At 44.2% G+C, this 15,466-nt stretch carries 12 protein-coding genes; all 12 read right to left on the reverse strand.

The window, feature by feature from the left end:
• Nucleotides 1-41: 41 nt before the first annotated feature.
• The 12 genes from QWY87_RS10205 to QWY87_RS10260 all read right to left on the reverse strand — a co-directional run bounded on the left by QWY87_RS10205 (nt 42) and on the right by QWY87_RS10260 (nt 15,300).
• Entirely contained in the window at nt 42-977 is a 936-nt protein-coding gene (locus tag QWY87_RS10205) for a glycyl-radical enzyme activating protein (RefSeq protein ID WP_290290838.1), read from the reverse strand.
• A 25-nt stretch (nt 978-1,002) separates the two neighbouring features.
• On the reverse strand, nt 1,003-2,175 hold the full coding sequence (locus tag QWY87_RS10210; RefSeq protein WP_290290839.1) for a 6-phosphofructokinase: 1,173 nt from the start codon (nt 2,173-2,175) through the stop codon (nt 1,003-1,005).
• A 95-nt stretch (nt 2,176-2,270) separates the two neighbouring features.
• Nucleotides 2,271-4,694 (reverse strand): pyruvate formate lyase family protein, encoded by a 2,424-nt coding sequence (locus QWY87_RS10215; protein ID WP_290290842.1) that lies wholly within the window; start codon nt 4,692-4,694, stop codon nt 2,271-2,273.
• A 120-nt stretch (nt 4,695-4,814) separates the two neighbouring features.
• Nucleotides 4,815-6,566, reverse strand: coding sequence for a SulP family inorganic anion transporter (locus QWY87_RS10220; protein ID WP_290290844.1), 1,752 nt, complete (start codon nt 6,564-6,566; stop codon nt 4,815-4,817).
• Nucleotides 6,567-6,580: 14 nt separating this feature from the next.
• Nucleotides 6,581-7,498 (reverse strand): bile acid:sodium symporter family protein, encoded by a 918-nt coding sequence (locus tag QWY87_RS10225; protein ID WP_290290846.1) that lies wholly within the window; start codon nt 7,496-7,498, stop codon nt 6,581-6,583.
• Nucleotides 7,499-7,567: 69 nt separating this feature from the next.
• Nucleotides 7,568-9,274, reverse strand: a complete 1,707-nt coding sequence (locus QWY87_RS10230; RefSeq protein WP_290290847.1) for an FAD-dependent oxidoreductase — start codon at nt 9,272-9,274, stop codon at nt 7,568-7,570.
• A 57-nt stretch (nt 9,275-9,331) separates the two neighbouring features.
• A complete protein-coding gene (locus tag QWY87_RS10235) occupies nt 9,332-9,934 on the reverse strand; it encodes a rhodanese-like domain-containing protein (protein WP_290290849.1) in 603 nt (200 codons plus the stop codon).
• Nucleotides 9,935-10,179: 245 nt separating this feature from the next.
• Complete coding sequence (locus tag QWY87_RS10240; protein ID WP_290290850.1) at nt 10,180-10,968, reverse strand: hypothetical protein; 789 nt, start codon at nt 10,966-10,968, stop codon at nt 10,180-10,182.
• 12 nt (nt 10,969-10,980) lie between these two features.
• The gene (locus tag QWY87_RS10245; protein ID WP_290290851.1) at nt 10,981-11,361 is read right to left on the reverse strand and encodes a response regulator; all 381 of its coding nucleotides are present in this window, start codon (nt 11,359-11,361) and stop codon (nt 10,981-10,983) included.
• A 590-nt stretch (nt 11,362-11,951) separates the two neighbouring features.
• Nucleotides 11,952-12,608, reverse strand: coding sequence for a response regulator transcription factor (locus QWY87_RS10250; protein ID WP_290290852.1), 657 nt, complete (start codon nt 12,606-12,608; stop codon nt 11,952-11,954).
• 5 nt (nt 12,609-12,613) lie between these two features.
• Nucleotides 12,614-14,746: a PAS domain S-box protein gene (locus tag QWY87_RS10255; protein ID WP_290290854.1), complete on the reverse strand. Its 2,133-nt coding sequence runs from the start codon at nt 14,744-14,746 to the stop codon at nt 12,614-12,616.
• A 215-nt stretch (nt 14,747-14,961) separates the two neighbouring features.
• Nucleotides 14,962-15,300 carry an Arm DNA-binding domain-containing protein gene (locus QWY87_RS10260; protein WP_290290856.1) on the reverse strand — a complete coding sequence of 113 codons (339 nt, stop codon included), beginning with the start codon at nt 15,298-15,300 and terminating at the stop codon, nt 14,962-14,964.
• Nucleotides 15,301-15,466 lie beyond the last annotated feature (166 nt).

Consider the following 15,466-nt stretch of genomic DNA (forward strand, 5'->3'; position numbering starts at 1 on the left):
CTCGTTGTAGATCTAATACGAGTGACCATCATGATTTCTAATTATTCCTTAATTTGCTCTTCCTTATTTCTTCCAAAAGCTTCATCAATGATGGCCTCTAAGGACTTAACCAACTCATCCGAAGGTGTTTTGTAATCAGCAAGTTCATATATCTCTCCAAGCAGTCCATACTTGGCAAGACCAAATCGATGATAGGGTAATAGTTCATATTCGATTACGTTTTTGTAAGGTTTTATAAAATCCAGAACAGCCCGAACAAATTCCTCATTCGCATTAACCCCTGGTATCAGTGGTGTACGTGCAATAAAATCGATGTCAGGAAAAGTTTCATAGGCTTTTTTGAAGTTCTCCAGGATCCGTTCGTTGCCCACCCCAGTCCATTTTTTATGACGCTCCGAATTCATAAGTTTATAATCATGAAGCATGGTGTCAACGTGTGGTAATACTTTCTCAAGGAAAGACCAGGGTGCATTGGATGCAGTTTCTATTGCTGTATGGATACCCCGATCGTGTGCTTCCTGCAAACAGGCAGCTGCGAAATCAGGTTGCAGCATTAATTCTCCACCACTGATGGTCATACCGCCACCCGTATCCCGATAGAATGAAGCGTCTCTTTCTACTTCATCAAGAACCTCATTTACGGTCATTTTTTTTCCAAACATTCCCAGTGCATCTTCCGGACAGAGTGAAGCCATCTCTTCATTACAATCCCTGGCCAGATGCCAGTTTACTTTTACTTTATCATCACCGCCCTCAACAAAATAGAAAGCGCCTTCAGGAAACGGAGCTTTAAGACAAATACTACATGCTTTGCCTTTACACTTTTCGGATTCATAGGAAAGTTCCGGTTTTAGGTGTATGCTTTCAGGGTTTGAACACCATTTGCAGCGCAATGAACAGCCCTTAAAGAAAACCGTTGTTCGGATACCCGGACCATCATGACTGCAGTATCGTTGAATGTTTAGTACTGTACCCATTATATCTTTGTTTTTTTTTGATTCGTTATTCATCTGTGCTACCCTCCTTTCCGACGTAGATACCGATTGATTTTGCGGTCTTTAAGAAGACACTTTCAGCCGGTACGGTTCTTACTTTGTTGATCGATTCTGCGAGAGGAATGAATTTGATTTCAGGAGGGATAAAAGAAACCATTACGCCATGCTTATCTTCTTTTAATGCCTCAACTGCCTCAGCACCGTAGGCTATACCTAATTGTCTATCCACAGCAGTAGGGCGTCCTCCTCTGGCCCAAAGGCCCACCACCAGCGGATAGGTTTCTTCTGCCATTAAAAGCTGTAACTCTGTTGCTACCATATCGGCGACTTTTCCTGAAGTTTGGATCACGTATTCACTGCTGGTCTCTTCTGAAGCCAGTGGTGAAAGCGTCGCTTTTAGGGAAGATTTAGGTTCCTTCTTTTTAGTTTTATTAATAATTTTTGCTCCTTGTGCAACCACAACCAGACCGTAAGGTCTTGAGAGAGTTATTTTTTCTTTCAACCTTTCTGCTAATTTTTTCAGATCCATCGGAATTTCAGGAATGAGTATGGCATCTGCACCTACGGCATTTCCTGATTGTAGCGCCAACCAACCGGCTTGTTCACCCAATACCTCAACTATTGCAATCTTCCTGGCCGCCCTGGCGGCTTCAATGGCCCTGTCCAACATTTCAATATTGTGAGAGAGTGTGCTGTTAAATCCAAAAGATACAGCAGTAGAAGAAATGTCATTCTCTACCGACAGCGGAACACAAACTGTTTTAAGGCCTTTTTTAGAGAGCTTATAAAAAATACTTAATCCCTCTCCACTAATTACTGAAATGACTGCATCAATATTTTCTGCTTTTAACTTATTCAGAAGTTCATCAGACATGTCCACCTCTTCAACCATCCCGTATTCATTTATGGTGCGCACGTTAAATGGATCTTCGCGTGCAGACTGACCGAGAACACTCCTTGAAATCGGATCAAGGTTATCAATCAGCTTTGAGCTAAGATCTACCAGTCCGCCATCAGGGTAGCGATCAGGATACAGCAATCCTGCAAAGCCATCACGGATGCCAATAAGCTCCCAGCCTAATTGATTGGCAGCTAGCCCTGCACCCTTAACCACCGCATTGATTGCCGGCACAAAACCAGCTCCCACAACAATGGCTATACGTTTTTTATTTTCTTTCATGATTTTCTATCTTGTTATTTTACCATTTTATACTAAGGATGGTAAGGCATAACTAAGCGTTATGCCTTACCTGAATCCAATTTAGCTCATCACTATTAGGTATGCTGGAGCGTACGCTCGATGATCTCATCCTGTACTCCTTTGTCGAGCTGACAGAAGAAAGCACTAAATCCGGCTACACGAACCACTAAATCGCGGTAATTTTCCGGGTGTTTCTGTGCATCTCTCAGCTTCTCAGTATCCAGCACATTGAACTGGATGTGGAAGCCCTTATTGGCGAACAAAGTCCTGACCAGGGACATCATGCCTTCCCTTCCCTTACGGGTGTCGAGCTGATCCGGCGGAAGCTTGCAGTTCATGTGCGTCGCGGTCCACAGGACGGGATCGTTGCCTTTGGCTGCAGACAACACCAGCGCGGTCGCGCCCTTGGTGTCGGTACCCGGCATGGCCGACAGACTGCCATCGGTGAGTGCCACCCCGGGGTACTTGCCCGTTGGTATTGCACCGGTGAACTTACCCATTAGGTTGTGGATACTCTTGGTGTACTGGTCCAGTCCCCCCTTCCAGTTACGGTCCAGGTAGAAACCGCCGCCATCCACACTGTTGAAGGCCTTCAGAATACTGTCGTTGACCCTTCTAACCATGAAGTCCACTTCGTCGATGTCGTTGCCGTACTTCGGCGCCTCTTCGTAACACATCTTCCTGACATCTTCGTAACCTTCCCAGCTGGCCGCCATGGCCTCCTTGAGTTTCTTCATGGTCAGCTTCTTCTTGTCGAAGACCAGGTCCTTGACCGCCATCAGCCCGTTGCCGGCATCCACCTGCCCAACAGAGATCTGGGAGACAGTGTAGTAGTTGGCCCCGCCATTCCACGTCTCGATACCGCGCTCGCGGCATCCCTTCGTCATGAGGGAACGCCAGGTGCACGGGAGCATTTCGGCGTCCAGCATGCTCGAAATCCAGGCGAACCGGCGGAGAACATCTTCACAGTATTGAAGCTGTCCCTCAAAGGCGGTGTACAATTCCTCGAAGACTTTGAAGTCCTCCGGATCTCCCGTCTTGGGCCCGACCTGCTGTTTTGTGCCCGGATCCCAGCCGTTGTTCATGGTCAGCTCGAGAATCTTGCCGAGGTTGGGCTGTCCTTCTACCGGGTGACCGGTTTCGTATTGCGGGTAGCTTCCCACACAGGCCCCAATAGCGGTGCGTCTGGATTTTTCTAGAGACAAGCCGTCGGGACCCCAAAGATGCAGGGCCCGTTCTACCATCACGTCGGCGTTGACGAACTGGGGCATGCCCACACCAGTCGCGATGCAGTCGAGGACTTTTTCGATGAATTTGCCCGGCGTCTTTGGGGTCAGCGCACAAGACATCGGAGGCTGGGGCAGACCCAGATAGGTACATGCATCGACGATCACATAGTCCATCTCCGCAGTGGCGTCCTCACCATTCTCGGTATAGCCCGCAAGGGTGATGGTCTGTCCCGTGTCGGCAGAATTCTGAAGTGATACCTTCGCGCCATAGTAGTAGTTGAGCTCGTTCAGCTTGATGGTGAGGTTCTGGAACATGAAGACCGCGTCGTCGTAGTCAAGCAGTCCAGCTGCTTTGTCGGCCTGAAAGTACGGATCCAGTTTCTGGCCCAGGTAGGCCTCCGAGTAGCCGCAGCCGACCTGCTCGAGCTCTGCGGCGAGGTGAGCGAACCAGTGGGCCTGCATGGCTTCCCGCATATTGCGTGCGGGATGTTCGGGAATATGTTCGCAGGTTTCTGCCAGGGAAATCAGCTCCCCTTTGCGGGTTTCGTCCTTTTCCTCTGCTGCCATCTCACGAGCCAGTTTGGCGTAACGGTGCGAGAAGCGAATCATCGCCTCCATCACGATGATACTGGCCTCATAGAAGTAGAACTTGGTAGCATTCTCCAGACGCATGTCCAGGGCGTTCATCCGCTCTTTGCAGTCCTTGATTACGCTGGCCAGACCTTCCTCGTATACCAGAGGGTAGTTGAGGTTGCCACCACCGCCCGGCCACTCATGGAACGAGCAAATAAGCATCGACTCGACAGCGGGGAGTGGACTGTATCCGTACCTCTTTTGGAAGATCTCCTCCGAACGGGTCTTCCGCGAACGTGTGTCCCAGTAATTGAGCGCCCATTCGTTGGCCACGCGGTCTTCCTCGGTCGGTGAGTTTTCCACGGTATTCTCTAGATGCATCCATACTACGTTCCATTCCGGATGGGTGTAGATGGCATTCAGGCTACCGGCCATGGAGCCTACGAAGAGGTTGTCGTCGATGTAGATATCCTTGCGATCCAGCACTGCTGCAAGGAACTTGGATCGCTTGATGATCTGCTGATAGCCGACGTTTTCCTCGTACACTTCCTTCATGATCCTCACGCGCTGGAAATCGAGCTGCATGGGGACGCTCCTGTAGAGCTCCTTCAGGTCGTCGATCCGCTTGGTGTCGGTATTGACACGGGCGGTTCTGACGCCATTTAATGTTTTCTTTTTTTCTACTATTTGTTCCATTTTATTAAGTTTTTGGTTTAAACATTTAACTACAATATGGCCCTATGGCAAACAATGGTCAAGGTGGTTTGTATCTCATATAATTCATATCTTCTTTATTGAATACCTCGTTTTTAGTAATCATTCTTCTTTTCTTTCAGAATTTCGTGTTTGGTGTGCCAGATCTGGATTGATACTGAACACGGCATCGAACTGGGTCAGGTGGACCTCACCGGTCAGCTCTTTCAGGAAATGAGAGCGTTTCAGGCGATCCATCACAGGACCTTTTACTTCTGACAGGTGAAAAGTGATCCCGCCATCCTTCAATCGCTGATTAATTGTCTCAAGACTTTCCAATGCAGAACTGTCAATATCATTTATCGCAGCACATTCCAGGATAACATCACGGATTTCAGGATTGGCAGCAACACCTCCATTGATCTGATCTTCAATAAATCTGGCATTCGGAAAATAGAGGCTCTCATCTACGCGCAGTGAAAGTATTGAGGGATCGGTTACTACAGCATGACGTTTCACATTACGGAAATGATCTGTTCCCGGGATCTGACCAACCACAGCTACATGCGGCCGTGATGTTTTATAGAGGTGCAGACAGATAGAGAGTGCTACACCAACAATAAGACCCGCCTCGATTCCTTCTATCCAGGTAACCAGGATCGTGGCTACCATTGCTGCAAAATCTGTTTTGGAATAAACATAGGTGCGTTTAAGTGCGCCCACATCCACAAGTGATAAAACCGCTGCAATAATAATTGCACCAAGTACTGCTTTTGGCAGGAAGAACAATAACGGTGTGAGAAACAAGGTAGCAATAGCGATGCCGATGGCTGTATATCCTCCGGCAGCAGGCGTTTCTGCTCCAGCATCAAAATTGACAACCGAACGAGATAATCCCCCGGTCACGGGAAATCCTCCCGAGAGTGCTGAACCAACGTTTGAAGCTCCAAGTGCGATCAATTCCTGATCGGGATCAACCCGTTGGCGGCGTTTTGCAGCTAGTGTCATCGCTACGGAAATGGATTCCACATATCCTACTATGGCTATCAGCAGAGCCGGAACAGCGAGTCCTGACCAGAGTCCCAAATCAATTGGAGGCATAGCAATTTCGGGCAGACCTTCGGGTACGAAGCCAACAACAGTAACGCCGTTATCGTCCAGCCTGAAGATCCCAACCACTAGAATTGCTGCTACTAAAGAAGCAACGGGACCTGCTTTAGCAAGCATACTTGCAGCTCTTTCCCCTAGTCCTAATTTTATCAGGAGCGGCTTAAGTTTACTTCGCACCCAGAAGAGAAAGATCAGTGAGATCACACCAATGAGTGCAGTATAAAGATGGATATCCCCGATACTGCCAATGATCGAACCAACAAGGTCAAACAGCGCCTCTCCATGAATTTGAATGCCCAGTAATGGGCCTAGCTGGCTTGCTGCAATATGTACACCTGAAGCAGTTATGAAACCGGCAATAACGGGATGACTGAGAAAGTTTGCGAAAAACCCGAGTCGCAACAGGCCCATAATAATCAGCATCAATCCGGAGATCAGTGCCAGGGCAATGGCTGCTCCTAAATATTCGGGGGTTCCCTGTGCTGCCAATGGAGCCACAGCCGCTGCGGTCATAAGACTGCCCACTGCTACAGGACCAACTGCAAGTGTACGGGAAGTTCCAAAAATTGTATACAGAATAAGTGGTGCTATTGAGGCATACAGCCCCACTTCCGCTGGTAATCCAGCTAGCTGTGCATAGGCCAGAGACTGCGGAATCAGCATCATTGTCACGATCACACCGGTAATCAGGTCGTTGATAAACGTCTTACCTGAGTATTGGGTTCCCCATTCGAGGATAGGAAAATATTTCCGTAAATAATCCATAGTACTTCTTTTTTTTATGTTGAATTTTGCGCAACGCTTTTAAAAGCCTGCTTACCAAAAATTCGGGCTGCAATAGCTGCGATTACAAACGACCATAAAATAAACATGATGATATATGTGATGACGAGCGGGTCAAGGTCTGGAACAGTCATTGCAGCAAGTAAGACCACAGCGCCATTACGTGTGAGCATGCCCAGGGACATAACGCTGCGCTGATTTTGTTTCATACCAAAACCAATACGATACGTTATCCATCCTATGATAACCATAAAAATTGTCATTGAAAGAAGGCCAAAACTTCCTACCGTAGCCAGCATTTCAGGGGAATAGAGTGCGAACGACCAGATTATTGTAGCCAACGCACTGAGCTTGGCGATCAAGTTAACTAACGGAAAGATTTTATTGGATACCGTCTCCATATAGTGTTTGAGTGCTAGTCCGATCATCAATGGGATTAGCATACTTAAGAGAAATAATTTTACAAGAGCTCCGAGGCTGAGCGTTACCCCTTTGATAAGGAAAGGAGCTAACAGTGGCATAAAAATTATTGTGCCAATGGCTACCAGTGGAAACAGTGCGCTTGCAAAGTTCATGTCTCCATCAGCTTTTGTCACCATCAGCGGGAGAAACGGTGCACATGGCGCCAGACTGCAAAGGAGCAAACCAATTACAAATGGTTCTGAAAGAGGAAGAATCCAGGCAGTCAGGAGGCCTATTGCGGGCCCCAGCACCCAGCCCCACACAAAGATCAGCACCAGGGCTTTCTTATTCTTTAATCCCACGATAAGCTCTGGCATTTTTGCCTGGAGTCCCATGATTGCGAGGTTCGACACGGTAAAAATAAACACCAATGGCTCAAATGTGTTTTCAAGAAATTGCAATATCTGGTTCATATCTTTCTTCTTTCTATTAGATTCAATATTACTGGCCAATTGGGCATATTCAGATTATTTAATCCATGTAAAACTTTGGTACTCATAACAAGTTTTCGGCCATGGCAACTATTCATACTTTTCAACATCAAGCAAATAATTATGTGCACGTGAGAGCATTCCTCCGGATATATTCCTGACCTTGAAACCATTTTGCAAAAGGATACGTGTTGCGTAGTATGAACGCTGTCCGGAGCGGCAAAAGACATTGATCTCTTTGTCTTTTGGCAGTTCATCCAAACGACTTCTCAGCTCTGCTATTGGAATGTTGAAGGCTCCGGGTACGTTCTCAACAGTTAGTTCAACTGGGTGACGCACATCGAGCAGGAAACCATCTTTGGCGGTACTCCAATGGCTGATTGGCATATCGCCCCGTAAAATATCTGCAGCTATCATTCCGGCAAAATTCACCGGGTCTTTTGCGCTACCAAATTGAGGTGCATAACAAAGCTCAGTTTCTTCAAGATCGTACACTGTGGCTCCCATCTGGATCAGGGCAGCTATTGTACTTATCCGCTTATCCACACCATTCTTGCCAAGTGCCTGTGCTCCCAGTAGCAGCCCGTCCGATTTCCGGAAGAGGACTTTTATGGCGATAGGCGTGGCGCCCGGATAATAACCGGCGTTTGAATTAGGATAGAGATAGTACTTTTCGTAATCTGTATCTCCCAGGCGCTTTAGAGTCTTTTCACTGGTACCCGTCCAGGCAATCGCAGCTCCAAAAAGCCCTATAATCGCAGTGCCCTGGGTGCCGCGGAAGTAGGAATCGCACCCTGCAATTACATCAGCGGCGATTCTTCCCTGGCGGTTAGCCGGACCAGCGAGCGCAATATGGCTCCACTCACCTGTAACAAAATCCTTGACTTCAATAACATCGCCAACGGCAAAGATATCCGGATCGCTGGTGTGCATTTGATCGTCTACCCGAATCCCACCGCGTTCGCCAATTTCCAGACCGGCCGTTTTTGCCAGCGTGGTATCTGGCCGTACACCAATTGCGAGGATTACAATATCCCCTGGATAGGATTTACCGGATTGAGTTTCCACCTCAATACCGCCGTTGGCAGCCTTCTTGAATCCGGTTACGCCATCATCAAGCACTAGGCGGATACCATGCTCCTTCATATAAGACTCGACCACACGGGCATGTTCCCGATCAATATGGGACAGAATCTGGTCACCCCTTTGGATAATGGTTACTTCGAATCCACGATGAATCAGGTTTTCTGCTGTTTCCAGACCAATAAAACCGCCACCAACAACCACTGCACGGGTTTTAGGCCTCACAGTCTGGAATCCGGAATACAGATGCATTCCAGCCAGAAATGCGGTGCCACGTTCGAGCCACTCCCGGATTTGCCGGGCGTCTGGCACGGTCCTCACATGAAATATGCCCGGGAGATCTATTCCCGGAAGGGGCGGGCGAACAGAGGCTGCCCCGGGAGACAGCACCAGTTTGTCATAGGATTCGGTGCTTTCCTTCCCGCTTTCTAAATCACGCAATGTAATTGTCTTTTCCTTTGGGGAGATACCCACGGCCTCGCAGTTTGTCCGGACCTTAATACCAAATACTGTACGGAAGAGCTCCTCATTTGCAACAAGGAGGCTCGATTCTTCTTCTATCACACCTCCGACATGGTAAGGTAAACCGCAGTTTGCATATGAAACATAGGGTCCACGCTCTACCATGATAATTTCTGCTTTTTCATCTAACCTGCGCAAGCGTGCCGCACAGGATGCCCCTCCTGCTACTCCACCAACAATAATTACTTTCATATAATAGATTCTTTAAATTGGTTTATGTTATGCGGATAATGATCTTTTTATACTTTCTCATTCTTCGGGAAGTTTCATTTTATTCGGATTAATTTCATAGGTCCAGGGCAACCCGGAATTTTTCCAGCCATTTTTCATTCTCTTTCCCTTATAAAGACTTTCCGGATCTTTAACCGTATCGCCTTCCATGCCATCAATAATATTGTAGAGGTTTTTAAACCCATTCTTGGCAAGTATATTTATGGCCATGGCACTGCGGCCCCCGGAACGGCATGTAACCATTATGGTATCTTCTGGTCCGAACTGATCTTTCACCAGGTCAACGAATTCTGCATTGGGTTCTATAGAATAATGTTCCTTTGATTCATCCCATTCGTAGGTCTGAAATGCCAGAGGAATATTCCAGGCCATTTCAGCATGACCAATAAAAATATATTCCTCGGGTGTCCGGACATCGAGAACTTTCACCTTTTCGGGATCGGCCTGCCATTTTTCATAGGCTTCCTTCGCTGTTAAATAAAGTCCCACAACGGTTTGTTTACCCTTGGGAATTTCGTGTTTCGCCTCCTGGCCATATCCGGAATTGGCAGGGGTAAGACTCGTTATTAAAACGAGAGAAAGGATCAGTTTTGCAGAAGTACTATTGTATGTATGTGCCATCTTATATATGTGTTATCTTATAAAGTAATGAGAAAAAAGCTTACAAAACAATAACACAATAGTGGTATGTATGGTTGTTATAGAGGATATTGCAACCCGCAGGGAACCTTGGAAACGCAGGGTTCGCGCTCTGCATAATAATTTGAAATTTTACATCCAGTTGGTGATAATGGATGCTCAGGAAAGGCCGCCAGCTGCTCCGCCAATTGTGATCACTTTCATATATTTAATTATTAATATTTGGCTTAAATATTGAATCCTAATTTTATCATGGGCCCGAATATTTTCATATTATACCTGAAACGATTTGCACCTGTTCCCTCGTCGTAGTCCATTGAAAGAATCCTGTAGCCTGTTGTAAGTTGAAACACTTGAGTGAACCTGTAACCGACCAAGCCCTGGAGTTGGTATGAAATGTCTGAGCCTATACCAAATCCACCAACATCTCCCCGAAATTGAAACATCCACTTATTGTTTATGTCTCCGGTCACTCTAACCAATACGATAGGGTCAATCCATGTTTCGGATATTTCGGCACTTAGGGGTGTTGTTCCCCCACCAATCTCATTGCGATTAATATCCAGGTCGGCTTGAATATTATTCAGTCTTCCGCCAATTCCTGCCTCTAAAAATGGTAAAACGCGGTAAAGACCCGCAAATTCCCAGGCCCACTGCTGAGCATTAAGATCTCCCGAACCGATGAGAATACCCGGTGTAACATCCTGTTCCAGATTCATATAGAGTAAATCTGACGTAATCGCCCAATCATCATTATGGGCCTCCAGATAGAGCATGCCTCCAATACGGAGTTTACTAAAAATATCACCGGGATTGGCATCTACTTCTACCTCTGGAAGGTTTCTTATACCAATATCCCCAGCCATATTTGGAAATAAAAGGTAGGGTTCAATTAGGAATCCCCACTTATTTTCCGGAACAACATTTTGAGTAAAAGCATTTGAGGCAATCAAGACCATTAGTATTCCAATGAGTAATTTATTGACCCGTGGCCATGAAACTTTATTTATAAACATTTTACTTCTTTTTTAGATGTTTCCTTTTCTGACCATGGCCCATTTAATAGCATCGATTAGTGCCAGGCCATCAACCGGTTTATTAAAAAACCCGACAGCATTTAGCTCCCTGGCTTTCATTCTTGTTTCTTCATTATAATCAGAAGTGATGAAAATGACTACGAGATTTTGATCAGACTTTGAAAGTTTCTCTTTTAGCTCGGTAGTCTCAAAACCAGATATAAGCGGATCCAGTAAAATGCAACCATATTTTTCTGTCTTTATCAACTTCAGGAATTCATTAAAACCTGCGAAAAAGCGTACATTAAAACCTGCAGCGTTTAGTAACCGGGTTAGGCCAATTCTAGCTGAGAGATCATCATCAACCACAAACACTTGTTGCCCAATTTTCATTTAAATAAAATTGACAGGCAATTAATGAGATTGAACAACACAAAACCGGTACATTGTCAGTTTGGAATGGTAGATATTCATTTGTATTGCCCGGTTAATTGAAATTGGCTTTGCATAACCACTCCATATCAACATAGAATAAAAATATAAATAGTGATTAAACAATACAATAACACCTTAGTGGTAAATAGGCGAAAAAATGACCAGCTTCTTGTTAAGAATTATAACATTGATTTATCCTTAACTATTAGATTGAAATGAGTTAGTACTTGTTGATAAATAACTCAAATGATTCTTTATGTACGGTATTTCAATCGCCCTAATCTTCTAACTAGAGTGTAAAAAGCCCTTTACTTTAGGGTAGAATCACATAGACCAATATGTGTCTGATTTTCATTTATCCCATCAAGCTCATCCCCAATCTGCTCGAATAGTAGGAAAATGTTGATAGCAGGGCTCTCGATCTTTGTATTTCTTTCGGTTTGGACGTGAATATTTGAATGAAGGCTAAGGATTACATCAAGTTGAAAATGTCCCGGATTAGCAGATGATCCAGGAAGAATAGTACATTTAATTTACAATCTTTTAAACTAAATGCTGCCCAAATACTTTTTATCTTCTGGTAATTCTGCTGGTGCAATACCAGCTAACTCACATATGTGAACTAATTCTACAACAGAAACTATACCTAATTTCCGCATCACACGTCCACGATGGATTTTTACCGTTTCTTCAGAAATTTTTAATTCTGCTGCTATCTGCTTGTTCAATATACCAGTAATGACATATTTCATTACTTCCATTTCCCTATTAGTAAGATTAGCGAGGTGTTCTTGAACAGTTGCTAATTCTGCGTGGGATATTCGGTTTACTGCATCTTTTTTCAGGGATAATTTAATGGCCTTTTTCAATTCATCAACATCAACAGGCTTTGTCAAAAAATCTACAGCTCCCATCTTCATGGCCTTCACAGTAGTAGGCACATCGCCATGGGCCGATAAAAATATGATGGGTAAATGAAACTCAAAATCTTCGGAATAAAGTTTTTCCTGAAGCTCAGGGCCTGTCATTTCTGGCATGCGAACATCAAGAATTATGCATCCAGGGTCTACGTACTTGCCTGATTCTAAAAAGTCTACAGCAGAGGTAAATGGTTCTGTTTTGAAACCGGCAGCCTTAACCAGGCGTGTAATCCCCCTCCTTACCGAGAGATCATCATCAACAATAAAAACAGTAGGCTCACTCATATGAATTAATTTTTGTCGATTATTGGAATAGTAAAACCTACCCTTGCTCCACCACCAGATAAATTTTCTACGTACATCATTCCCCCATGTGATTCAATGATAGAATTACTGATTGCCAATCCCATTCCCATACCTCCTGACTTCCATGTAGCCAGTGGCAGAAAAATACTATCAATCTTGTCCTCATCAATTCCGGGTCCTATGTCGTCAATGTGCAGATTGACTTCCCCTTCTTTATAGCCGGTTGTAATTGTTATTTCAGACTGTTTTATGTTCATGTTACTCATCGCCTCGATCGCGTTCATCATCAGATTGACAAAGACCTGTTGAATCTGAATTTTATTACCTCGAATTAGTGGTATATCTACTCCAAGTGTCTTTTTCAACTTCACATTTTGTTTTAAAAGTTCACTGCGAAGCAGGATCAATGTTTCTTCAATAATGCTATTGATATTGATGTCATTAAACACAGCCTTCTGGTCTTTATATAAATTCCGCAGATTGCGCATGACAGCTCCCGCTCGCTTTGTGTCTGCGACAATGTCTCTCAAGATCTCAGAGAGCTCTTTAGATTCGAACGTCTCACTTCGCAGCATTATTTCTGCCGCCTGGGTATTGGCCAAAATACCGGTTAAAGGTTGATTGAGTTCGTGCGCAATTGAGCCGGTCAGCTGCCCCATTATCGATGTACGATCTATACGGGCTAATGATTCTCTTTGAATGTCTACCGTTCGCTCAGCCTTCCTGAGTTCAGTTAAATCCATGTTTATGCAGACTATATATTCTACTTTCTCCTTGATATCTTTAACAGGATATATGTGAATTTGAATCGTGGTTGTTTGCGCTTCTAAATCTTGCAATCCAATATTAATCGTCGTTGTATTTCCTACGTATTCTATTGGTGGTAAGATTATGGATTCTCCTTTGAAAGCTCTTTCCACAAGTGGTTTAAATCCAAAATTTGCAAGCTGCTTGTCGGTAAGTAAATTGTAATTCGACATCACCTGGGCGGTCTCTTCTTCATTAAATCCCCAAAGCTTTTTCCAGGCAGCATTTACCTGGCTAATTTTTCCATCAAGCATAAAAATCGCTATGGCTAAGGGTGAGGCCTCCATTAGATGCCGGAAATGTCTTTCGCTTTTTTTTAGCTTCTCATGTTCTAATTTCTGTTCATGGATATCAACAAAAGAACCTGCAACCCGGATAGGTTGGCCCTGATCATCCCAGCTTGCTTTTCCATGTGCCTGAAACCACCGATACTCACCTGATTTCATTCGAACTTTGTAGTTGATGGAGTAATATGGTTTTTTACCTTCAAGATGATCTTTCAGGGCAATAGGCACTTTTTCGCGAAAATCAGGATGTATTTGGTTCAACGCCTCTTCTAATGTCAAATTTTCCAACTCTTGGGGATCATAGCCTATAAGTTCTTTAAAACGATCAGAGTAGTAAGATTTATCAGCAATGAAGTCGTAATCCCAAAAGCCGGCATCAGAGCCCGATACAGCCAATTGGTAACGCTCTTCACTTGTTCTAAGTTCTTTTTCAGCCAGTTTACGATCGTGAATATCTAATAAAGACCCTGAGGCACGAATTGGAATACCATTTTCATCCCAAATAGCCTGCCCACGAGACTGAAACCACCGGTATTCCCCAGACTTTGTTTGCATGAGATAATCAATTCGATAAAATGGAGTTTGTTTTTCAAGATGCTCGCTTAGCATACGTGGGGCAATTTCACGAAAATCCGGATGCAAACGATTCCAGGTTTGCTCAAGCGTTTGATCGTTCATCTCATGGGGTTCATAGCCCAATAGTTCCTTGAATCGATCAGAATAATAGATCTCCCCCGTAGAAATATTATAATCCCAGATTCCAACATCTGAGCCGCTACAGGCCAGTTCGTAACGTTGCTCGCTCATTCTTAAATCTGATTCTACTTTTTTTAATTGGGTGATGTCGGTGATTAACGCCAGAGTAGCCGGTTTGCCATTCCAGTCAATCTGAACTTGTTGTTTTCTAGCTTGCCTAATCAAGTCATTTACAAGCTCACTTTTACTTGAGTATTCATTGTTTTCAACTTGGTTCTTTAACCAATCATCGTTAGGTTTAGAGAATGATATACTTTGACGTGACATAATTTTTAGTTTTCTGGTGTAAATATACACCAATTATGAATCAAGCGCAGATATATGTTAATTATGGCCAGCGGTTTGTATAAAAGCAGTAGCGGATTACAATGACCAAATTTTCAGTTGTCAAGATACGTTTTTTTTATAAAAAAATAGCGGCATAAGTAATGACTTAAACCGCTATTGCGTTTATACAATGTTGTGTGTAGTTTTTTATAATATTAGTAGCCAGCTAGTTTTATTATTTCCTTCGGCATTAAGTTGCTTAACTCTAAAATACTTTTTCCTGATTTTTTCATTGCTTGTCTGGCTAAAAAATTTCCAGTTCGATATCCTATATATGTTCTTCCATCAGGATGCTCAATGGTCTCTTCCTGATCTGACTGATCAAGGAGTCTTTGTTTCTTGGGGTCCCAGTGATCTGGATTGACTGTTATACCAGTGGAGAAATCCTTTCTGTTCTTGTTATAGGTTAGTCTACACTTTACTGAAGAGAAACCTTTCTTGTTGGTTCTGGCCATTACCAGATTGAATCTTATATGTAATTTAAATGTTGTCATGTTAAAAGTTTTGGAATTAAAAATATATGCACCCGTTGAAATATATGCACCCCTGGATGCACCCATTCAAGGTATAGAATTGTTATATAGCGGAATCCTTCTGAAAGAAGTGAATTGAATATGATCCTTATAGCACAAAGGATTCACAGGAAGATTGATATGAAAA

The sequence above is a fragment of the Lutimonas halocynthiae genome (assembly GCF_030409835.1).
Lineage (GTDB): Bacteria > Bacteroidota > Bacteroidia > Flavobacteriales > Flavobacteriaceae > Lutimonas > Lutimonas halocynthiae.

Excerpts from the sequence above, each read along its gene's own strand:
- QWY87_RS10205 (WP_290290838.1), bottom strand. The coding sequence starts at position 977 with ATGGGTACAGTACTAAACATTCAACGATACTGCAGTCATGATGGTCCG.
- QWY87_RS10210 (WP_290290839.1), bottom strand. The coding sequence starts at position 2,175 with ATGAAAGAAAATAAAAAACGTATAGCCATTGTTGTGGGAGCTGGTTTT.
- QWY87_RS10215 (WP_290290842.1), bottom strand. The coding sequence starts at position 4,694 with ATGGAACAAATAGTAGAAAAAAAGAAAACATTAAATGGCGTCAGAACC.
- QWY87_RS10220 (WP_290290844.1), bottom strand. The coding sequence starts at position 6,566 with ATGGATTATTTACGGAAATATTTTCCTATCCTCGAATGGGGAACCCAA.
- QWY87_RS10230 (WP_290290847.1), bottom strand. The coding sequence starts at position 9,274 with ATGAAAGTAATTATTGTTGGTGGAGTAGCAGGAGGGGCATCCTGTGCG.
- QWY87_RS10235 (WP_290290849.1), bottom strand. The coding sequence starts at position 9,934 with ATGGCACATACATACAATAGTACTTCTGCAAAACTGATCCTTTCTCTC.
- QWY87_RS10240 (WP_290290850.1), bottom strand. The coding sequence starts at position 10,968 with ATGTTTATAAATAAAGTTTCATGGCCACGGGTCAATAAATTACTCATT.
- QWY87_RS10245 (WP_290290851.1), bottom strand. The coding sequence starts at position 11,361 with ATGAAAATTGGGCAACAAGTGTTTGTGGTTGATGATGATCTCTCAGCT.
- QWY87_RS10250 (WP_290290852.1), bottom strand. The coding sequence starts at position 12,608 with ATGAGTGAGCCTACTGTTTTTATTGTTGATGATGATCTCTCGGTAAGG.
- QWY87_RS10255 (WP_290290854.1), bottom strand. The coding sequence starts at position 14,746 with ATGTCACGTCAAAGTATATCATTCTCTAAACCTAACGATGATTGGTTA.
- QWY87_RS10260 (WP_290290856.1), bottom strand. The coding sequence starts at position 15,300 with ATGACAACATTTAAATTACATATAAGATTCAATCTGGTAATGGCCAGA.